The organism is Desulfovibrio sp. SGI.133 (genome assembly GCF_050313955.1).
Lineage (GTDB): Bacteria > Desulfobacterota > Desulfovibrionia > Desulfovibrionales > Desulfovibrionaceae > Desulfovibrio.
Map to the genome: position 1 here is coordinate 20,941 of NZ_JBNPMK010000007.1, position 19,753 is coordinate 40,693.

Here is a 19,753-nt window from a genome sequence, read left to right on the forward strand (position 1 = left end):
TGTTTTGGCGGGAAAACGTACTGGCGCGCCTCCTTTCCGGCAGGCAGGCGGGGCAGCAGGGGATCAGTGCTTCCGCTGTTCCCTGCGGTCCCAGAGGGCCAGACGCAGGCGGTCGAGGACCATGAAGCCGCCGCTGCACAGCACCATGAAGGCCGCCGCCATGAAGACGCCCCGGTAGCCGAAACCGGCATGGATCACGGCACCGCCCAGCAGGGGGCCCAGCATGCCGCTGGCATCGAAGGTGAGCATCATCACGTTGGAGTTGATGGAACGCGTGGCGTCCGTGGAGCGGTCGTAGATGGTGGCCGCCAGCAGGGGATAGAGCAGGCCCAGGCCGATACCGTACAGGATGGTCAGGGGCAGGAAGGCCCAGAGGGGACCCCAGGCCAGGCCGGTCATGCTGATGGCCAGGGCCACGGCGCACAGGGGCACGATACGGTAGCGGGGCAGGGTATCCAGCACATGGCCGCCGAACAGACGCACCAGAATGATGGTGGTGGTGTAGCCCATGAAGAACATGGCCGGGGTGGCGCCGGTGGTCACGCACAGGCCCTTCATGAAGTAGATGGCCAGGGCCGTCATGATGCTGAAGGAAAGACAGGCCAGATAGATGCAGCCCAGACCGGAATGGGTCATGGAATAGAGGATGGCGCGCGGCGTCATCTGGTTCTTGGCCGTATCGGCGGAGATCTCGGGCTTGCGCAGCTTGGGGGCCAGGGGCACGAGCATGCACAGGGCCGGGATGGCCAGCACGGCCATGAGGGCGAACAGGCGGGGCTCACCGCCCAGCAGGGGCAGGATCTGCTCGCCCACGGCCGGGATGATGGAATAGGGCAGCAGGGTGGTCAGGGAAAAGATGGCGAAGCCCCGGGCGCTCTGGCCCTTGGGGATGCAGCTGACAAGCACGGCCACCACACAGCTGGAGTAGACCGCCAGCGAGATGCCCTGGGCGATGCGCAGGCCCAGGATCAACCAGATGCTGTCGGGCCCGTGGATGAAAGGATAGGCCAGCATGATGCAGCTGGAAAGGCAGATGGTGACCAGCAGGGCAGGCAGCTTGCTGCGCGAGAGCAGCACGATGCTGGCCAGGGGCCGCCAGAGCAAGACCATGGCGAACAGGGCCGAGAGCAGGATGCCGCGCCAGTTGGGGCTGACCTGCAAGCCTTCCAGCCATTGTTCGAAGCAGTAGAAGACGGCCATATAGCTGTTGTTGCACATGGCCATGCAGAAAAGCAGGATGAAGTCGCGGCTGAAGAGCGTCTGTTTTTTTTCGTTTTCGGGCAGCGTAGGGAGCATGGGAGACCGCCTTGCTGAAAAGGAAGAGGGAGACGAGACAATCTAAGGCTATTTGGTTGCGTCCGCAACCCGATCCGCGCAAAAAAGTGGCTACTCCGCCGAAAGAGAGAGAAACAGGAAAGCCCCTCCGCGGGGGAGGGGCTTCCATGACAGGATACGATCCTCTGCCGGGGATCAATGATATTCGCCGTTGAGGAATTTCATGGCATAGCCGTGTACGGCCGCATCGGAGGTCATGAGCATGTCCATCTGGCGGGTCATGATGAGCAGGCGGCCCAGCTGGTCCAGGCGCGAGAGAACGTCCAGCCGGGGGTACTTCTGGTAGCGGGCGCGGATACGGTCGCCTACGATTTCTACAGTAAAGCCCAGTTCCGTCAGGATGACCCCGATGCAGCGCACGCGCCGTTCGCGCTGCACGCTGCCGGCCGCACCACCGGCGAATTCGAAGCGGATGTAGTTCTTGCTCAGGGTCTCGCCGCACCAGCTGTCCAGGATGGCGTAGTGGTAGCCCACGCGCGAGGAGAAGTTCACGTAACGGTCCGAGACGATGGCGTAGCTGCGGTCGCCGAAACGCTGGCCGCCCTGCTGGTTGCCGCCGCTCATGTTCTGGCTCATGACCGACAGGAAGCCGCGCATGTTGATGGGGCGGGGGCCACGGGCCTGGACGGCAGGATTGAGCATGCCGGACAGCACTTCGGCGAAGGGCTCGCTGATGACGTCCTCGGGCGTGACGCGGCGGGATTCGGGATTCTTGAGGCCGCCGCCGAGGTCGATGACGTACAGGTCCAGCGGTACCGGGCAGACCAGCTGGCTGGCCGCGCCCATGCTGCCCTCGGTGACGCTGTCGGAGATGAGGAACATCTCGCTGTAGCTTTTTTCATGGGCATAACGCATGACGTCGTGCAGCGAGGTGCAGTTGGCCGGGCTGAAGAGCTCGGAGTGCGGGTCCACCAGATGCAGGGGCATGATGTAGCTGGCGATGCGGCGCAGCAGGATCAGGGCCGGGGTGTCCGCGGCGGGACGGCGGGGTTGCAGGCGCAGGGCCAGCAGCTCGGGGATCTCGCCCTTGAACACGCGTCCGCCGATGGCGTCCACGGTGACGACCTCGCCTTCTTCCAGCAAACTGGTGGCACCGGGCAGGTTGATGACCGTGGGCATGCCGAATTCACGGCAGACGGACGCCATGTGACCGGTAAGGCTGCCTGTCTCGGCGATGATGGCCGAGGCACGCTGCATGGCCACCATGGCATCGGGCGAGGTGTGCTGCAGGAGCATGACCGCGCCTTCGGGGAAGTGGGTAAGGTCCTGCGAGGGCTGCACATGGATGACGGGGCCGCAGCCCACGCCCTTGGCCGCCACTTCGCCGCCGCTGAGCAGGGGGCGCAAGTGTGAGAGCGCCGGGGCCGTCACTTCGCTGACCGAGGCGTCCAGACCCATGGGCCGGGTCTGGAGCAGGATGATCTGGTCATCTTCGTCCACGGCCCATTCCACGTCCTGCGGATACTGGTAATGGCGTTCCAGTTCCAGCGCCATGGAGGCCAGCTGCTGCGCCTGTTCATGCGACAGGCTGGGCACGTTGCGCAGGCTTTCGGGCACATCCTCTTCCTTGCTCTCCACGCCGTGGCGTCCGGGAGCCAGCACGAGGCGGACCTCCTTGTGGGCGATGGTCTCCTGCTGGATGCGCAGGTTGGCGCGCGAGACCAGCCAGTTGTCCGGGGTGGCCGTGCCGTCCACCACCATCTCGCCCAGGCCCCAGGTGCCCTGGATCATGACGCAGTTGGAGCGCAGGTCCACGGGATGCCGGGAAAACGCCACGCCGGCCGCCTTGGCCTGCACCATCTTAAGACAGCACATACCCATGCTGGTGGCGTCCAGCGGGTAGCCGTTGCGGGCGCGGTAGGCCAGGGCACGGGGCGAAAACAGACTGGCCAGCACGCGCTTGAAGGCCATGGGCAGGCTCTCGCGCGTGACGCCGAGGATGCTCAGGTACTGGCCGGCAAAGGACTGCACCCCGTCCTCGTCCACGGCACTGGAGCGCAGGGCGGCCTGTACCTGGCTGTCCTTGCCGAAAGCTTCGTCCCAGCCGTCGAACAGGGCTTTTTCCACTTCTTCGGGCAGGGGGGCCTCCAGAATCAGGTTCTGCACGGTGCGGGCCGCGTCCTGCAGGCTGTGGGGCACGTCGGCGTCCACCTTGCACAAGGTGCTGTGGATCTTTTTGAACAGGCCGCTGGGGCGCAACAGAGCCAGGCTGCTGGCCTGGATGGTGACCGCGAAGCCGGGGGGCACGGGCATGTCCAGCATGTTGCTCAGTTCGCCCAGGTTGGCGTTTTTGCCGCCCACGCTGTAGCCCATGCTGGCGTCCACTTCCGTCAGGGGCAGGATGAGCGCGTTGACGTCGCCGCGGGTATGCTTTTCCAGCTCGTTCTCAATGTGCTGCCCGATGGCAGCCACGCTTTTTTCCAGATCCTTGTAGCGGTTGCGCGACATGTCGTTGAGGCAGGCCGTCATGCGTTCGCAGTGGAAGACCGCCTTGCGGGCGATGCGCCGGACCTGATGGGTCTCCAGATGTTTGTCGCCCCGCTGGGCCGCGTCCAGTTTGGCCAGGATGGCGGCCAGGTCCGCATTGGACTGGAGCAGCTCGTTGAAGGAGGCGTAGCGGCGGCCGAAAGCGGCCATGGCCTGCTCGCGGCTGATGCGCGGCTCCAGGCCAAACATGCGTTTGAGGATCTTGATGGTCGTGATCATGGAACTTCCTTTTGCTTCCCCCGGCAGGGCTGGAAGGCAGACGGCGCAGGTACGTACGGCCTGTTCCTGGAGGCCGTGGCCGCCCGGGGCAGACCGTCCGGTATCCGGCAGGCGGTCATACCGTCTTGCCGTCATGTCACGGAAGGGCTGCCTCAGGCGCGGAACCCGCGTGCTGCCGGCAACACTATATAGCGTTGGGCCGGGCCGCGTCCTTCCTTGCGGACAAGGCCCAGGCGGACCAGGATCTGCAAGTCATACTGGGCGGTACGCATGGAGATGTCCTTGCCTGCCATGTCCTGATATTCCTGCCGGCTGATGCTGCCGAGCTCCACGATCTGGGGCAGCAGCCGGGCAAGGCGGGCATTGAGGCGCGGCGGGGCATCTTCTGCAACGGGCATCACGCCCTGATTCTCGCTTTCGGCCGGAACGGGCTGGGCAACAGGATTTTCTGTCTTTTCCGTAGCCTCGCTGTGGGACTGCCTGCTGTCGGCCCGCGCGGGCGGGCAGGAAAGCTTGCCGCGTTCCGGTCGCGCAATGTCTCCGGGAAGGGTATCCGGTCCCAACTGGATGTTTTCTGCAAAAATGAGGCCATTTTCGCAAAAAGCGAGGGCCCGGGTCAGGCAGTTCTGCAGCTCGCGCACGTTGCCCGGCCAGTGGTATTCCTGGAGCTTGCGCAGGGCGCCGCGGCTGAGGCGCGGTGTGGGCAGGCCCTGGGATTCCGCGGCCCGGGTCAGGAAGAAGACGGCCAGCAGGGGCAGGTCGGATTTGCGGCGGCGCAAGGGAGGCGTGCGGATGGTGATGACGGCCAGGCGGTAATAGAGGTCCTCGCGGAAGGAGCCTTCCTGGGCGTCCTGCAACAGCTCCGCGTTGGTGGCGGCGATGATGCGGGTATCGAAGGGCACATCCTCGTCGCTGCCCAGCGGACGGATCATGCGGGTGGAGAGCGCCCGCAGCAGGGCCTGCTGGACCTTGGGGGCCGCGTTGCCGATCTCGTCCAGCATCAGGGTGCCGCCCTCGGCCGTGAGGAAGGCGCCCTTGCGGGGCTGGCGCGCCTCGGTAAAGGCGCCCTTGACGTGGCCGAACAGGGTATCCATGAGCAGGTTCTCGTCCAGGGCACCGCAGTTGATGGTGATGAAGGGGCCGTTGGCCCGGGGGCTGGCCTGGTGGATGGCCGCCGAGACCAGCTCCTTGCCGGTGCCCGTCTCGCCGATGACGAGGACGTCGGCCATGGTGGGCGCGGCCTTGAGGATGTTGGCGCGCAGGTCCTGCATGGCGGCAGAGGTGCCCACAAGGCCGTTTTCGGGGATGTCGTCCAGCTCCGGCATGTTCTCGGCCGGTTCGCGGGCCCAGCGGGCATCCTGCATGAGCTGCTGGTTGAGCTGTTCCTCCTCGCTGCGGCGCAGGCGGTGGAGCAACGCGTTGATGGCATCCTTGAGCTGTTCGAGCTCGCGGGGCATGGGGGGCAGCACCAGCGGGTTGGAGCTGTGGCTGTCGATGCGCATGTTCACTTCATTGGACAGGCGGCGCAGGCGCTTGGTGGTGCCGCGTGCCAGCCAGGCCAGGCCCAGGCCCAGCAGGCAGATGCCGGCCAGCAGGCAGATGCCGTAGATGCCGATGATCTGGATGCCGGTGCGGGTGGCGGTGAAGCTGGTGTCCAGCACGGCCAGGCCGCCTACGATGGTGTGCGGGCTGTCCGGGTTGGCGGTAAAGGTGACGGGCGCGAAGCTGACGCCTTCCACGGCGTTGTCCCCATGGCCCCAGGCATCGCCGTTGTCCAGGAAGATCTGGCCGGAATGCCCGCTCTGGACGTTGGAGACCATGGACCAGTAATTGACGTGGTTGGAGCCTGGCCGGAAGGCGGTGCTGAAGCCGGCGCGGCCGAACTCGCCCTGGAAGCCGGCGCGCAGCGAGTCGCTGTTGAGGCGGCCGCTGGCATCGTCCGCCTCCAGATTCTCGGACTGGAAGAGCATCCAGCCCTGGTTGTCGAAAAAGATGCTGCGGATGCGGGTCTCGTCGTCGGCGGTGCGCAGGGGAGCGGACGACGACGAGAACATGCTGATGGCGTCGCGCAGGACGGTCAGGTCCAGAGAAAGGATGAGCATGCCCTGAAAGACGCCCTGGCTGTCGTAGATGGGCGTGGAGAAGCGGATGACGTAAAGGGGGATGCTTTGCACGGAATCGTTGAGCGGGACCATGGAATAGACCACTTCCAGGGGCTGGCTGACCTGCACATGGCCGGGCCGCTGGGCCGCGCTCAGGCTGGTGAAGGGGTTGCCCACGGTGGCGGAGGCGATATCGGGAGGGATGGAGATGATCTCGCCCCCGTAGCTGAGCAGCAGATAGCGCTGGGAGGGATCCGTGCCCATGAAGGCCACCTCGCGATAGCGCAGGCCCTCGGCACGCACGCGGAACTGGAGACGCCGTACCATGTCCTTGGGCTCCATGGAACCCGCGGCCAGGATGAGGAGCTGGTTTCGGGTCTCTGTGAGAATTTGCTCAAGCGAAAGGCTCATGGCCTGGGCATGCAACTGGGCATTGCGGGCTATTGCGCGATTGACCATGGCTTCGATACTGCGTCCCGTTGCGAGGAAAACAAGTAATAAAACCAGCGTCAAAAGCGGTAAACCGAGCAAAAGCACCCGGCTTGTCATGCTGCGGTTGACGAAGAACCGGGTGGTTTCCAGCGAATTTCCCAGGACGGGTCTGGTCCAGATGCGCATACGTCCTCCCGATAACGCAAAAAACGTGCAACTTTCCTGAAAATCTATCCGCAATGCGCAGTTTGCGCAAGAGGAAAAACGCTTGGCAGTGTTGGTAATCAAGGATTTTCGGGTTTTTTAGCGAAATTGGCACGGGTGTTGCTTAAAACGAGCATGTGAAGTTTGGGACGAATGGTCCTGCCGTGGGACGCAGGATCTGGATGTAACAACCCCAAGACCCGGAGGAGAACATGAAAATGATGCGCAAGCTCTGGACAGCTATTGCGGGCAGCTTCGTCATGCTGCTGGTCATGATGCCTTCCCTGGCCCTGGCAGCCAAGAAGGCGGCGGCAAACGTGGTCATCGTGGCCGATACCCGCCGCCTGGACGGTATCATGCTGTGGTGGGCGCAGATGTACAATGACAGTCATCTGTACTTCACCATCCTGACCATCATCATCATCCCGACGGTCGGCTGCATCTTCGGCTTCCTGGCCGACGTTGTGATGTCGCACATCGGTATCGACCTCAAGCACCGCGAGCTGGCTGAACACTAGGCCGGAAGGGAGGAAAACATGGATTGGTTGTATGTTTTGATGCCCATCTCCGGCGTGACGATTTTCTGGCCCGGTCTGATCATTCTGGGTCTCGGCGTCGGCATCATCGGTGGTTTCTTTGGTATGGGCGGTGCCTGGATGGTTACCCCCGGTCTGAACATCCTCGGCTTCCCCATGGCCTTCGCCGTGGGCACGGACGTTGCCCACATGGCCGGCAAATCCCTGATCTCGACCCTGCGGCACGGCAAGTTCGGCAACGTTGACTACAAGCTCGGCCTGACCATGCTGGTCGGTACCATCGTGGGCGTGGAACTGGGCGCCCAGATGCTGATGTGGCTGGAACGCCTGGGTTCCGTCGACAAGGTCGTGCGCTGGCTGTACGTCGTGCTGCTGATCTGCATGGCCTGGATGGTCTTCCATGACGTGGCCCTGCGCAAGAAGAAGGAACGCGAAGCCGCCGCCCGCGGTGAAGAGCTCTCCGCTACCGCCACCGGTATCGACTGGGCCTCCAAGCTGCACGCCATCCGCATTCCCCCCATGGTGCACTTCCACGGCGCCGGTATCTACTGCTCCGCCTGGCTGCCCATCGCGGTCTCCCTGTTCACTGGCTGGCTGGCCGGTATCCTCGGCATCGGCGGCGGTCTGATCCGCATGCCCGCCCTGGTGTACCTGGTCGGTTGCCCCACCCACGTGGCCGTGGGTACGGACCTCTTCGAAGTGGCCATCTCCGGCCTGTACGGCGCCGCTTCCTTCACCTTCAAGGGGCGTACTGAACTCGTGGCCGCCCTCATCATGCTGGTCGGTGCCGCCATCGGTGCCCAGATCGGTGCTGTCGCCACCAAGTACATCAAGGGTTACGGCATCCGTATCGCCTTCGGCTGCGCCGTCATCGGCTGCCTCGCTTCCGTGGTCCTGAAGCTCATCCAGCCCTACTTCCCCGCCTATGCCGGCTTCATCAACGGCGTGGCTACCGTGGTGGTTCTGGGCTTCGTGAGCGCCATCTCCCTCTACATCACCGTCCGTATGGTTCAGGGCGCCAAGGCTGAACTGGCCGCCAAGAAGCGCCAGGCGTAAGGAGGCAGCACATGAGAATGCGTAACGTAATTCTGACTCTGGTACTGGCTCTCAGCCTCGGTCTGACCGCGTGCGAATTTGGCCAGGTGGAACAGGGCCGCTGCGTGGCCTTCAATCCGGAAACCAAAACCCTGCTGGTGGTGCTGGACGTCAATCATGACCAGCTGAATCCCCACTACTCCGGCGGCATCCATGAGTATACCCTGCCTGCCGATCCGGCTGAAATCGGCCCCCTGCCCGTTCCCGGCGGCCGCGTGATGTTCGACCTGGATAAGTCCACTGTCACCATCTACAACCCCGAGACCAAGGCTCTGGAAGTCCTGAACGTGCAGTTCACCGATGTTGAGAAGGGCATCAAGCGCACCCATCCCAAGGTGCAGGGCAAGACCTTCCCCATCATCGACAAGGACAAGATGTCTGTGACCGAATACTCGGCCCGCCTGCAGGCCCTGGTGACCTTCACCATCCCCGCTGACAAGATCGACCTGCCCCCGGCCACCTGGGAAGCCGGTGACGAAGTCCGCATGTACTACAAGGAAAATGCCAAGCATCAGGCCCTGCGGTTCATGAACATCACCCGCACCAACATCTTCAAGAAGTAAACAACAGCAGCATCCACAACCAGGGGGGCGGCCCTCCGCCCCCCACCCCTCCTGCTAGACGAGACTGCCGTGAAAAGCCTTTCCCGGCAGTCTTTTGATAACAGACCTTCTTCCCGCCAAGGAGCCCGTCATGACCAGCAGCTACAAGCGTTCCCTGTATTCCAGCATCGTCCGCATTGTTGCCAATGTGGTGATGATAGGCGCTGTCTTCCTGGGCATGTACATGGCCTCCCGTTCGCCCATGTCCTCCATGAGCACGTTCTGCCTCTGGTTCTTTGGCATCTCCATTCCTGTCTGGATGGGGGCGTTCGCCCTGATCCGCAAGATCCGCCAGGTCTACGCCGATGAAGGCGCCACCTACATCGAACTGCCCCGGCAGGGCGCCAGTCTGGTCTACTGGCGGGTCCTGGAACAGCCCCAGCACCACCTGGGGATCGTTCGCTGACATTCGCCTCCGGAAAAGCCCGCTGCCCTCCGTCCCCGCCGCTTTGGGCCGGGGCCCGAAGCGGAGGCGGCGGGCTTGCCGGAAGGCCGCTCTTCCTCTAGACTGCCCCTATGAACGCTTCCTCCAATACTTTCTGGCAGGCACTGCCAGCCCTCAAAGAACGCCAGCGCCGCACAGGTCTGCTGGCCGCTCTTGTGCTGGGGCTGGCTGTCCTCGTTCTTGTGGACGGTCTGCAGGCCCTCATGCGTACCGGATCCAACCATCTGGATATCGTTGCCGGGCAGGGGACCATGCTTTCCGGCCCCATCGGCATCGACAAGCCGCGCGACAGCGACCTGCTGGTCTCCGTGACCCCGGAAGGCGCGCCGCTGAGCTTCCGTCTGGACGGCTTTTTTGCCAGCTACTGGTTCGGTAACGGCATGTGGCGCGGCGAGATCGTGGCGGAGCAGGGGGCCACTCCCGGTACCTACGCCCTGAGCGTGCGGGTGCGCGGCACACCGGCCAGCGCCACACAGCGCTACGAGATCACTGTCTGGAGCGACGCCGCCAGCCTGCGTCAGGGAGCGCTCTCCCTGACAGTGGCCCTGCTGGGTTTCAATCCCTTCTGGCTGTCCGGCATCCTGGCCTGTATCGGCATTGTGCCGGGCCTGCTCTCCTTCTTGTCCGGGCGGCGCATCGTCAGGTTGCTCTGGTACGCCGGGTTCAGCGAAGTTTTCCGCACGGAGGCCCGGAAGGACGGCAGCCTGATGCTCTGGTGCTCGGGCTCCAAGAAGGAAGGCCCCGCCGAAGGGGCCCTGTGCGAGGTGGTGGATGCCGGTGGGCAACTGCTGGGCCGGGCCAGGCTGGAGAAAAAGGCCGCTACCTGCATGGAATTGCGGATGGCTGCCGAAGAACTGCCCGACGGCGAAGTCCCGGAAAGCTGCTACGTGCGTCTGTCCGCACCGCGCAACTGAGTTCTTTTTCCAAAAGATCGCAAGGAGGGCTTCCCGGCAGGGAGGCCCTTTTTCATCGCCTGTGAAGGCTCCGGCCGCGTGCCGGCAATATGCGGCCGCCGGACTTTTCGGCATGTCCCACCTCGGAAGGGAAGGGGCATGTCCGGTGTCCGTCTGTCTCTGGAAGTGGGACCGCCGGGGCGGGAACACCGCCATGCCCCGTAACGCGCCCCGTTCCACTGTCCCCCGCCTGTCCTGCTTGCCGCCGGGGCGGCCATGGGCTACACTTGCAAAGCGCCGTGGCTCCTGTCATGGCAGCTGTCATAACAAGGATGTAACTGCAAGATGTCTGAACTGTGTCCCTGCGGCAGTGGCCGCCCTCTGGACGAATGTTGTGGTCCCTACCTGGAAGGCAAGGCCTGGCCCGACGATGCCGACACCATGGTGCGCTCGCGCTTCAGCGCCTATTGCCTCGGCAAATTCGATTATCTGGTGGAGACCACCCATCCCGCCTATCGCGAAGACCTGACCGCCCAGATGCTGGAAGAGCAGACCCGTGACGTCCACTGGCTGCGTCTGGACATGGGCCCCTGTGAAAAGGACCAGCCCGAAGGCGAGAACGGCGAGCTCTTCGATACGGCCGAATTTTATGCCTACTACGAACTGGAAGGTTCCGTGCGCCAGATCGGCGAACGCAGCTTTTTCCAGCGCAAGGACGGCAAGCTGTACTATGTGGACGGCGTGGCCCGTCGCCCCAAGGCTTACCGTCGCCCCGAGCCCAAGGTGGGCCGTAACGATCCCTGTCCTTGCGGCAGCGGCAAAAAGTACAAGAAGTGCTGCGGCCGCGAATCGGCCTAGGCGGGGGGATCCATGGCCAATCCTGGCCCTGTTGCCGCCATCCGGCAATTTTGTCTTGAATGTCAGGGCAACTCCTCCCGTTCCGTGCGTCAGTGCGCGGATGAGGACTGTCCCCTGTGGGGCTGGCGCATGGCCGCCATCGAGGCGGACAGCCGCCCGGAATGGCATGGCCCGGATGCGCCGCGCCGTGCCCTGCGCGTCATCCGCGGGCAGTGCATGATGTGCGCCGGCAGCCGTGCCGACGTGCGCCAGTGTGCCGCCCGTGAGGACTGCGTGCTGTGGCGCTACCGTTTCGGCGTGCGACCGCAGACCTACAAAGAGGTGCGGCGGCGCTTTTTTGCCCCCAAACCCCTGAAACTGTTTTGATCTCACGGAGCGGCACCACCGTGGTGCCGCTCCGGGCCTCTTTCCGGCCCTGCCGGTCCTTTTGGCTTCCCTTAAGGAAGACGCCCCATCTACGGGGAGGACACCATGATGCATACGCTTGAATGGTCCAGCGCCTATACCGGTCGCCTGCAGCGGGACGCTGCCGCCGCCTTTGCCGCGCGTGCGCCGGAGCTGTCGCGCCGTCTGGAGACGGAATGCGCGCAAGGCTTGCTGCCTTTCCTGACCATGCCGTACCGGGAGCGTCTGGAGCGGGAACTGCCGCCCCTGCTGCCCCGGGTCCGTGCGCGGCGCCACATGCTGGTGCTGGGCATCGGCGGTTCCGCACTGGGGGCCCGCGCCCTGCAGCGCGCCTTTGCGCCTGGGCAGGATGGCCCCTGCCATGACGGCCCCTGTCTCTGGATCGCGGACAATGTTTGCGCCGCCACCTTCGAAAGCTGGCTGGCCAAGCTGCCGCCCAGGGAGACTACGGTGGTCTGCATCAGCAAGTCCGGCGGCACCATCGAGACCCTTGCCCAGTATTTCCTTTGCCGGGACTGGCTGCGCAAGGCCTTGGGCGAGCGCTGGCATGAGCACATGATCGTGGTCACGGACCTGCACAAGGGTTTTCTGCGTGAGGAGGCCTCCCGCTACGGTCTTGCTTCGCTGGAAGTGCCGGACAATCTGGGCGGCCGCTATTCGGCCCTGTCGGCCGTGGGCCTGCTGCCCGCCGCCTTTTTGGGCATCGACTGGCAGGCCCTGCTGGACGGGGCGGCCGCTGTGGCCCGTCCGCTGGCCCAGGATCCGTCCTGCCTTGCCGGGCATCCTGCCTTCCATCTGGCCTGCTGGGCCAATGCGCTGGAAAGCCACGGCTACAGCCAGCTGGTCTTTTTTTGCTATGTACCGCAATGGGCCACCTATGGCCCCTGGTTCGCCCAGCTCTGGGCCGAGAGCCTGGGCAAGGACGGCAAAGGCATCATGCCTGTGCCCGCCACCGGGGTCACGGACCAGCACTCCGTCAACCAGATGTTCCTGGACGGACAGCGTGACAAGGGCTGCATCTTCGTGACCGCCAAGGGGCTGGAACAGGGACGGCATTTCGGCCAGGATCTGCCTGACCACTGGAGCTGGCTGCGCGGCAAGCCCTTCGGGGCCCTGCTGGAAGCCGAAGGTCTGGGCACGCGCATGGCCTTGTGCAAGAGCGGCGTGCCCTTGCTGCACATGGAGATGGGCGAGTGTACGCCCCGCGCCGCAGGCAGCATGATGCTGCTGCTGGAAGCGGCCACGGTCTTCACCGGCTGGCTCATGGGCATCAATCCGCTGGACCAGCCCGCTGTGGAGCTGGGCAAGCGGCTGGCCAATACCCGTCTGGGGGCGTCCGGTTATCCCCGGGAGGCTGCCGACCTGGCCGAATTCCTGGCTGTGGCGCAGGAGCCCGAGAGCTTTTAGGGACCCCGTTTTTCCCTGCCGCACCTTTGGCCTGTCCTGTTGCGGACCGTGGGCGGCAGACTGGAGCATCGCATGTTCAAAGGTGGTACGGCCGCAACGGGAGCGACGGCAGATCAGGATCTGCCGCTGAGCTATGCCCGCACGCTGTCCTGGCTCTCGCTGCTGGTCATCATGGCCACCAGTCTGGTGCTGTCGTTTTTCATCGCCAATTCGGCGCGCGAGGCTCTGCTGACACGGCAGGAGAACTTCTCCCGCCTGCTGGCCGAGAACCTCAACCACCAGATCTACCGGCGTTTCGCCCTGCCCACGCTGCTGGCCCACGGCCGCATCGCCCTGCGCCAGCCCAGCCAGTATGACAGGCTTGATCAGGTGGTGCAGTCCGTGGTCCACGGGCTGCCCATGGAACGCCTGCGCATCTATGACTTCACGCGCGTGGTGGCTTATTCCACCAGCAAGGAAGAGCTGGGCCGTATGGGCGTGGGCCCGGAAAGTCTGGACAACACTCTGCGCGGCGGCGTGCCCAAGCCGGAGCTGATCTCCAATATCCCGGACTGGCGAGCCATCTTCCACCTGCCCCTGCCGTCGGGGACCTTCGTCTTGCAGACCCTCTATCCCCTGCGCGGGGAGCCCCTCCAGCCGGGGGCGGAGCCGCCCATCATGGGGGCGCTGGAGCTGACGCAGGACATCACCAGTGATTACGAGCAGATTTTGCTTTTCCAGGGCGTGGTGGTGGTGACCTGCCTGCTGTCGTCGGTCATCATGTTCGCCTTGCTCCTGATGCTCATCCAGAGGGCGGAACGCGTCCTGGCCGACCGTATGGCCAAGAATCGCCAGCTGGAGAACGAGCTGCACAGCAACGAGAAGCTGGTCAGCATGGGCCGCGTCATTGCCAGCATCGCCCACGAGATACGCAATCCGCTGGGCATCATCCGCTCCAGTGCGGAGCTGCTGCAACGCCGTATGGGCAAGGCCGATGCCGGGACCTCGCGCATCCTGCAGGCCATCTATGACGAGTCCGTCCGCCTGTCGCAGACGGTCAACGATTTTCTGGATTATGCCCGTCCCCGCCAGCCGCGTCAGGATCTGGTGGATCTGGATCTTGTGCTGAGCCAGGTGCTGGCCTTCCTGGAAGGGGAGCTGGGCCGTGTGGGCGTGGCCATCGAGCGAGCCACGTCGCCGGGGTTGTGGGTGCGCGGTGACAAGGATCTGCTCTACCGGGCCATCTACAACATCCTGGTCAACGGCCAGCAGGCCATGGACGGGCCGGGCATCATCCGCATCAGCAGCCGTCTGAGCGACGACGGGCGTGTGGTGTTGGAGGCCCTGGACTCGGGACCGGGTTTCGATCCGGCCCTGCTGGACAGCGTGCTGGATCCTTTCTTCACCACCAAGGACGGCGGTACGGGCCTGGGCCTGCCCATCGTCAGTTCCATCATCAACAGCCACGGCGGCGAGATCCGGCTGGCCAACGGTCCCGAAGGCGGGGCCCTGGTGCGTATCCTGCTGCCTGCGGCTGAGCCTGAGCAGCCCGAGGAACCTGAAGCGCCCGCTGCCGTCGCGGAGGCCAAGTCCGCCGTGGAAAGCGGGGAGGCTGCCGCCCAGCCCGCTGACAGGGAAAACGGGACGCCGGAGCCCGGCAAAGAGAGCTAGACGGGCCCGCACGCCAGGCCGCCTCCCGCCTGCGGGCAGCCTGGGCAGGAATGATGTCGCAGGCTGGCCATACAGCGCTTCCCGTTGGCGGGATGCTGGGCAGAGAAGCAGTTTTTTGCGGGCAATACGGTCCTGGGTCTGATCGGAGCCGCCTCACGCCTGTACCGGGAGAAACACCATGAGTGATAAATCGCATATTCTGGTCATCGACGACGAAAAAAACTATCTGCTGGTGTTGCAGACCCTGCTGGAGGATGAGGGCTACACCGTCACCGCCATCAGCGACCCCGAGACGGCCTTGGCTTTCCTGGCCGAGAGCGAAGTGGACGTGGTGGTGACGGACATGAAGATGCCCAAGGTCTCCGGGCGCGAGGTGCTCCAGCACGTGAAGAAGAGCTGGCCCTACATCCCGGTGCTCATCATGACGGCCTTCGGCTCCATCGAAAGTGCCGTGGAGGCCATGAAATACGGGGCCTTCGACTACATCACCAAGCCGTTCTCCAACGACGAGCTGCTGCTCTCCATCCACAATGCCACGGAGTTGGCCCGCGCCCATCGTCAGTACCGTCTGTTGCAGGAAGCCATGGAAGAGCGCTACAGCGTGCACCAGATCGTGGGCCGCAGCCGCGCCATCCGCGATGTGCTGGTCATGGTGGACCGTGCCGCGCCCAGCCGCTCCACGGTGCTCATCACCGGCGAGTCGGGCACGGGCAAGGAACTGGTGGCCCGCGCCATTCATTACGCCAGTCCGCGCAAGGAAAAGCCCTTCGTCTCGGTCAACTGCATGGCCCTCAACCCCGGCGTGCTGGAAAGCGAGCTCTTCGGCCATGAAAAAGGCTCCTTCACCGGTGCCGTGGCCATGCGACGTGGCCGTTTCGAGCAGGCCGACGGCGGTACGCTCTTTTTGGACGAGATCGCCGAGCTGACGCCCGATCTGCAGGTCAAGCTGCTGCGTGTGCTGCAGGAGCGCCGTTTCGAGCGCGTGGGCGGCGGTGAGGAGATCGAGGTGGACATCCGCGTGGTGGCCGCCACCAACAAGGATCTGGCCGCCATGGTGGAGAAGGGCACCTTCCGCGATGACCTCTACTACCGCCTGAACGTGGTGCAGATCCCTCTGCCGGCCCTGCGCGAGCGCCGGGAGGACATCCCGCTGCTGGTGGCCCACTTCATGGACAAGGTGGCGCGCGAGAACGACATGCCGGCCAAAAAGTTCACCACCGAGGCCCTCAACTATCTGAGCGGCTACGAGTGGCCCGGCAATATCCGCCAGCTGGAGAACGTGGTGGAGTCCTGCATGGTGCTGGTGCCTGGTACGGTCATCGACGTGGACAACCTGCCCGCCGAGATCCGGGACGAGGATTCGCAGTTCAAGAGCGCCGTGGACCTGCTGCCCGTGCAGCTGGATCTGGCCGATACCCTGGAGAAGATCGAGGCCGCCCTCATCCGCCGTGCGCTGGTACGCGCCGATCTGGTGCAGGTCAAGGCCGCCGAGCTGCTGGGCATCTCCAAGAGCCTTTTGCAGTACAAGCTCAAGAAATACGCCATCACCGGGCATTAGGGTGGGGAAGGATGTTTGCGGGGGGAGGGAAACCTTTTCGGGGAAAAGGTTCTCCCTCCCCCCGATCCCCCCACCTTTCCAAAACCTTTTATTTCGGTCCCTGACGGCTGTCGTGACATGAAGATCTTGTTGGCCTTGCCGGTCCTCCGGCAGGGCCTTTTTGTTTTTGGGGAAGGTCGTTCGGGGAGAGTATTTCGTGAGGATGCGGGATGTTTTTCTTGCAGGACAGGCTGTTTCCCTTCGTGCTGGCTCTTGGGAGGCTGTTCCCGTGACTTGGCGTGCGGCGTGAAGGCGTGTGCCCGGGCAGAGAGCCGGGGCGGGAGAGGGCGGGGAGCCTGACGTGGCGCTTCGGCCTGATGCCGCTCGGTAGAGGACCATCAAGCCGTATCTCGTGACGTACCGGCGCCGGCGTTCTATAAAGCGCGCTGGGGAGGGTATGGGGGCTTGGGGGAAGAGGGACCCCGCTCGCGCGAGCAGTGACCGAATGGCGGCCAGAAGGGCCGTGCCCGTTAACGACGAAGGAGCGTTACGGGCATCGGCAGCAGAGATGAGGGGGCCTTATCTCCAAAAAGTACCTTCCCCCAGCCATGTGCTGCAAACGCAAAAAGCCGCGAACGTTTTCACGCTCGCGGCTTTTGTGGGCCGGACACCCGGCAGCGGCTGTTACCGCTGCTTTCTTTCGAACCTGACGGGGTTGGCAGTGCTGCCGCCGTCCGGCTTGAAGGCAAGCTAGCCGTAAAAGGGGGCTGCTGTCAAGCCCCGATCCCCAGCAGGCGGCCCGCATTGCTGAGGATGCGCTCTATGGCGTCTTCGTTCAGGCCACTCATGGTACGCAGGCGCTCCAGCTCGTGGGCAGGATCATAAAGCGGCCAGTCCGTGCCGAACAGCAGTCTGTCCGGGGAATGACGCGCCAGCAGTCGCTGCAGGAGCGAGGGCGTCACATAGGGCGTGGTGCTGGAGGTATCTATCCAGAGGTTCTCAAAGTCGCCCAGGGCCTCCAGACTGTAATCCCACATCTGATAGCCGCCGAAATGGGCACCGATGACCCGCAGGCGCGGGAAGGAGCGCATGAGGTCCGCCAGCATGAAGGGGCTGGAAGGGGCCTTTTCCAGGGGATCGTCGCTGCCGATGTGGATCTCGAAGATGAAGTCGTCCTGGGCGCTCTCGAAGATGGGCAGCAGGCGGCGGTCGTTGAGCGCGAAGCCCTGGAAATCGGGATGGAGCTTGATGCCGCGCAGGCCGCCCGCCTTCATGCGTTCCAGTTCGTCTTCCCAGTCCACATAGGCCGGGTGCAGGGTGCCGAAGCCGATGACTTCCTCATGTTCCCGCTGCAGCTTCATGGCGTAGTTGTTGGCCGGGATGACCTGCGCGGGGGCCGTGGCCGCACAGAGGACGATGCATTTGTCGATGCCGGCGGCCTTTTCACGCTCCAGAAGGTGCTCGATGGTGCCGTCACCACGGCAGTCCAGGTGATAGACCGTGTTGAGGTGATCCACGGCCTTGTGGGCGATCTTGGGATGGAAGGCGTGGGTGTGGATGTCGAAAAACATGATGGGCTCGAATGTCTTGTGGAAGATGCGTCCCTGAGCTCTTGCCGTTTCCTTTCGGGGAAAATGCCGGTGGGGGAAGACAGGGAGGCTGGTGCTTTTGCCGTTCCGTGACCGGAGGCGCAACACTGGCCGTGCCGCGCCTCCGGGTTCGTCCGGGATCTACTTAGTCCTTCACGCCGTTGACCACGTTGACAGGGGTGCCCTGCTGCCAGCGGAGGATGTTCTCGGCCGTGAGGTTGATGATGTTCTGCCGCGAACGGGCCGTGGCCCAGGCCATATGGGGCGTGATGAGGGTGTTGGGCGTGTGCAGCAGGGGATTGTCCGCCGCCGGGGGCTCCTTGGCCAGCACATCCACGCCCAGGCCGCCCAGCTTGCCGCTGTGCAGGGCCTCGGCCACGGCGGCTTCATCCAGCAGGGGGCCGCGGGCCGTGTTGATGAGGATGGCACCGGGTTTCATGCGGGCCAGGGCTTTGGCGTTGATGATGGCCCTGGTGGCATCGGTCAGCGGGCAGTGCAGGGAGATGACGTCGGCCTGCTGGAAGATCTGGTCCGTGGAGGCGAAGGCGAACGGGCTGTAGGACGGAGGGTTGCGGGGGGTACGGCAGTTGGCCAGGACGGACATGCCGAAGGCGTGCCCCAGCTCGCCCACACGGCGGCCGATGGAGCCGAAACCGATGACGCCCAGCGTCCGTCCGCGCAGGCAGACGGGCGTGGTCTTCCAGTAGCACCAGGTGTCTTTCCATTCTCCGGAGCAGACGCTGGCCGTATGCTCACTGGTACGGCGGCACAGCTCCAGCAGAAGGGCCCAGGCGTGCTGGGCCACGTCGTCCACGCCGTAGGCCACCACGTTGCAGACAGGGATGCCGTGTGCGGCGGCGTCGGCAGTATCGATGATGTCGTAACCTGTGGCCAGGACGGCCACCATGCGCAGGTCGGGCAGACGAGACAGCGTGTCCGCCCGCAGGGGAACTTTGTTGGTGACCAGCACTTCCGCGCCGGCGGCCCGTTCCACGATCAAATCTTCGGGCGTATCGCCGTAGATGACCACCTCGCCCAGTTTTTCCAGGGGCGCCCAGCTGATGTCGCCGGGGTTGATGACGTCGCCGTCAAGCACAACTATCTTCATTTTGATCCTTGCTGCGCGCACTGCAAAACGGGCAGGCAGTGTCTGCATGGCCTGTTGCCCGGACAGGCAGGGGAAGAAAAAAGGGCTGTCGCCGCTTTTTCGGGTGCAGTGTAGCCTTAGGCGTACGGCCCCGCAAGGGGCGGCCCTTGGGCCGGGGGCGAAAAAAAAGGGTCGCCCCGCAAGGGGCGACCCTTAAAAGCCGGATGGCTAACGACTAGTGAGCGATCACGCAGAAGTCGTCGCGGCGGTTCTGGGCCCACACGCTTTCGCCGGAACCCTGCACCACGGGCTTTTCCTTGCCGTAGCTGATCATTTCCAGCTGGCCGGGGTTCACGCCCAGGCGAACCATGTAGTCATAAGCGGCGCGGGCGCGGCGTTCGCCCAGGGCCAGGTTGTATTCCTGGGTACCGCGTTCGTCGCAGTTACCTTCGATGCGCACGCGGATGCTGGGGTACTTCTTCATCAGTTCAGCCTTGGCGGTCAGCATGTCTTTGTACTGGGGCTGAATGTCGAACTTGTCGAAAGCAAACAGCACGCGACCGTCAGTGATCTGCTGGATGGCAGCACGCATTTCGGGGCTCATGTCATCGACATCGCCGGTGGCGTCCTGGGTCTTCTTGGCGCAGCCGAAACCGGCGGCGAGGGCCATAACCAGAGCAAGGATAAGAGCGTAGCGTTTCATTGTGTGTCCTCCTGAACAGCTCTAACTCCAAAAAGGTACCTTTCCTTTCTGTACACAGCGGATGGTGGTATCCCATCCGCAGAACGGATGGTATATGTGAACCAAGTTTTGTCAAGTCAGGATAGGGGGGATTCCCCTATTTTTTCCAGAAATCTGCCCGGTTTTTC

16 protein-coding genes and 1 other RNA gene are annotated in these 19,753 nt (G+C 63.9%); 10 read left to right on the forward strand and 7 right to left on the reverse strand.

All coding sequences use genetic code 11. The features are described from left to right. Nucleotides 1-63: 63 nt before the first annotated feature. The 3 genes from ACQRBR_RS09255 to ACQRBR_RS09265 form a co-directional block, all read right to left on the reverse strand. Nucleotides 64-1,296, reverse strand: coding sequence for an MFS transporter (locus ACQRBR_RS09255; protein WP_204625349.1), 1,233 nt, complete (start codon nt 1,294-1,296; stop codon nt 64-66). A gap of 174 nt (nt 1,297-1,470) precedes the next feature. Next, nucleotides 1,471-4,041 carry a PEP/pyruvate-binding domain-containing protein gene (locus ACQRBR_RS09260; RefSeq protein ID WP_427812840.1) on the reverse strand — a complete coding sequence of 857 codons (2,571 nt, stop codon included), beginning with the start codon at nt 4,039-4,041 and terminating at the stop codon, nt 1,471-1,473. Nucleotides 4,042-4,193: 152 nt separating this feature from the next. Then, the gene (locus ACQRBR_RS09265; RefSeq protein ID WP_427812841.1) at nt 4,194-6,761 is read right to left on the reverse strand and encodes a sigma 54-interacting transcriptional regulator; all 2,568 of its coding nucleotides are present in this window, start codon (nt 6,759-6,761) and stop codon (nt 4,194-4,196) included. Nucleotides 6,762-6,991: 230 nt separating this feature from the next. Here ACQRBR_RS09265 and ACQRBR_RS09270 point away from each other — a divergent pair, with 230 nt between their 5' ends. The 10 genes from ACQRBR_RS09270 to ACQRBR_RS09315 all read left to right on the forward strand — a co-directional run bounded on the left by ACQRBR_RS09270 (nt 6,992) and on the right by ACQRBR_RS09315 (nt 16,228). Then, nucleotides 6,992-7,297, forward strand: coding sequence for a DVU0150 family protein (locus tag ACQRBR_RS09270; protein ID WP_168935155.1), 306 nt, complete (start codon nt 6,992-6,994; stop codon nt 7,295-7,297). A gap of 18 nt (nt 7,298-7,315) precedes the next feature. Next, nucleotides 7,316-8,371: a sulfite exporter TauE/SafE family protein gene (locus ACQRBR_RS09275; RefSeq protein WP_168935154.1), complete on the forward strand. Its 1,056-nt coding sequence runs from the start codon at nt 7,316-7,318 to the stop codon at nt 8,369-8,371. Nucleotides 8,372-8,382: 11 nt separating this feature from the next. Then, nucleotides 8,383-8,973, forward strand: a complete 591-nt coding sequence (locus ACQRBR_RS09280; protein ID WP_427812842.1) for a DUF4881 domain-containing protein — start codon at nt 8,383-8,385, stop codon at nt 8,971-8,973. A 130-nt stretch (nt 8,974-9,103) separates the two neighbouring features. Continuing rightward, complete coding sequence (locus ACQRBR_RS09285) at nt 9,104-9,418, forward strand: hypothetical protein (protein ID WP_278882004.1); 315 nt, start codon at nt 9,104-9,106, stop codon at nt 9,416-9,418. 110 nt (nt 9,419-9,528) lie between these two features. Further along, nucleotides 9,529-10,371, forward strand: a complete 843-nt coding sequence (locus tag ACQRBR_RS09290) for a hypothetical protein (RefSeq protein ID WP_427812843.1) — start codon at nt 9,529-9,531, stop codon at nt 10,369-10,371. A 324-nt stretch (nt 10,372-10,695) separates the two neighbouring features. Beyond that, the gene (locus ACQRBR_RS09295) at nt 10,696-11,208 is read left to right on the forward strand and encodes a YchJ family protein (protein WP_040370146.1); all 513 of its coding nucleotides are present in this window, start codon (nt 10,696-10,698) and stop codon (nt 11,206-11,208) included. 12 nt (nt 11,209-11,220) lie between these two features. Continuing rightward, nucleotides 11,221-11,574: a hypothetical protein gene (locus ACQRBR_RS09300; RefSeq protein ID WP_168935149.1), complete on the forward strand. Its 354-nt coding sequence runs from the start codon at nt 11,221-11,223 to the stop codon at nt 11,572-11,574. A gap of 105 nt (nt 11,575-11,679) precedes the next feature. Beyond that, nucleotides 11,680-13,020 (forward strand): glucose-6-phosphate isomerase, encoded by a 1,341-nt coding sequence (locus tag ACQRBR_RS09305; RefSeq protein WP_427812844.1) that lies wholly within the window; start codon nt 11,680-11,682, stop codon nt 13,018-13,020. A 72-nt stretch (nt 13,021-13,092) separates the two neighbouring features. Beyond that, nucleotides 13,093-14,670, forward strand: a complete 1,578-nt coding sequence (locus ACQRBR_RS09310; protein WP_303880720.1) for a sensor histidine kinase — start codon at nt 13,093-13,095, stop codon at nt 14,668-14,670. 178 nt (nt 14,671-14,848) lie between these two features. After that, nucleotides 14,849-16,228 carry a sigma-54-dependent transcriptional regulator gene (locus tag ACQRBR_RS09315; RefSeq protein ID WP_072334933.1) on the forward strand — a complete coding sequence of 460 codons (1,380 nt, stop codon included), beginning with the start codon at nt 14,849-14,851 and terminating at the stop codon, nt 16,226-16,228. A 635-nt stretch (nt 16,229-16,863) separates the two neighbouring features. On the opposite strand, the gene ffs is transcribed toward ACQRBR_RS09315, so the two are convergent. From ffs to pal, 4 genes are all read right to left on the reverse strand, one after another. Then, nucleotides 16,864-16,949, reverse strand: an RNA gene (ffs, locus tag ACQRBR_RS09320) — signal recognition particle sRNA small type. Nucleotides 16,950-16,980: 31 nt separating this feature from the next. Continuing rightward, nucleotides 16,981-17,778 (reverse strand): amidohydrolase family protein, encoded by a 798-nt coding sequence (locus ACQRBR_RS09325; RefSeq protein WP_303880719.1) that lies wholly within the window; start codon nt 17,776-17,778, stop codon nt 16,981-16,983. A gap of 163 nt (nt 17,779-17,941) precedes the next feature. Next, complete coding sequence (locus tag ACQRBR_RS09330; RefSeq protein ID WP_427812845.1) at nt 17,942-18,904, reverse strand: D-2-hydroxyacid dehydrogenase; 963 nt, start codon at nt 18,902-18,904, stop codon at nt 17,942-17,944. Between the two features lie 214 nt (nt 18,905-19,118). Next, on the reverse strand, nt 19,119-19,586 hold the full coding sequence (gene pal / locus ACQRBR_RS09335) for a peptidoglycan-associated lipoprotein Pal (RefSeq protein WP_006009112.1): 468 nt from the start codon (nt 19,584-19,586) through the stop codon (nt 19,119-19,121). Nucleotides 19,587-19,753: the final 167 nt, after the last annotated feature.

What these genes read in the sequence shown, in the direction of transcription:
- ACQRBR_RS09255 (WP_204625349.1), bottom strand. Translation starts at nt 1,296, where the DNA reads ATGCTCCCTACGCTGCCCGAAAACGAAAAAAAACAGACGCTCTTCAGC.
- ACQRBR_RS09260 (WP_427812840.1), bottom strand. Translation starts at nt 4,041, where the DNA reads ATGATCACGACCATCAAGATCCTCAAACGCATGTTTGGCCTGGAGCCG.
- ACQRBR_RS09265 (WP_427812841.1), bottom strand. Translation starts at nt 6,761, where the DNA reads ATGCGCATCTGGACCAGACCCGTCCTGGGAAATTCGCTGGAAACCACC.
- ACQRBR_RS09270 (WP_168935155.1), top strand. Translation starts at nt 6,992, where the DNA reads ATGAAAATGATGCGCAAGCTCTGGACAGCTATTGCGGGCAGCTTCGTC.
- ACQRBR_RS09275 (WP_168935154.1), top strand. Translation starts at nt 7,316, where the DNA reads ATGGATTGGTTGTATGTTTTGATGCCCATCTCCGGCGTGACGATTTTC.
- ACQRBR_RS09280 (WP_427812842.1), top strand. Translation starts at nt 8,383, where the DNA reads ATGAGAATGCGTAACGTAATTCTGACTCTGGTACTGGCTCTCAGCCTC.
- ACQRBR_RS09285 (WP_278882004.1), top strand. Translation starts at nt 9,104, where the DNA reads ATGACCAGCAGCTACAAGCGTTCCCTGTATTCCAGCATCGTCCGCATT.
- ACQRBR_RS09290 (WP_427812843.1), top strand. Translation starts at nt 9,529, where the DNA reads ATGAACGCTTCCTCCAATACTTTCTGGCAGGCACTGCCAGCCCTCAAA.
- ACQRBR_RS09295 (WP_040370146.1), top strand. Translation starts at nt 10,696, where the DNA reads ATGTCTGAACTGTGTCCCTGCGGCAGTGGCCGCCCTCTGGACGAATGT.
- ACQRBR_RS09300 (WP_168935149.1), top strand. Translation starts at nt 11,221, where the DNA reads ATGGCCAATCCTGGCCCTGTTGCCGCCATCCGGCAATTTTGTCTTGAA.
- ACQRBR_RS09305 (WP_427812844.1), top strand. Translation starts at nt 11,680, where the DNA reads ATGATGCATACGCTTGAATGGTCCAGCGCCTATACCGGTCGCCTGCAG.
- ACQRBR_RS09310 (WP_303880720.1), top strand. Translation starts at nt 13,093, where the DNA reads ATGTTCAAAGGTGGTACGGCCGCAACGGGAGCGACGGCAGATCAGGAT.
- ACQRBR_RS09315 (WP_072334933.1), top strand. Translation starts at nt 14,849, where the DNA reads ATGAGTGATAAATCGCATATTCTGGTCATCGACGACGAAAAAAACTAT.
- ACQRBR_RS09325 (WP_303880719.1), bottom strand. Translation starts at nt 17,778, where the DNA reads ATGTTTTTCGACATCCACACCCACGCCTTCCATCCCAAGATCGCCCAC.
- ACQRBR_RS09330 (WP_427812845.1), bottom strand. Translation starts at nt 18,904, where the DNA reads ATGAAGATAGTTGTGCTTGACGGCGACGTCATCAACCCCGGCGACATC.
- pal (WP_006009112.1), bottom strand. Translation starts at nt 19,586, where the DNA reads ATGAAACGCTACGCTCTTATCCTTGCTCTGGTTATGGCCCTCGCCGCC.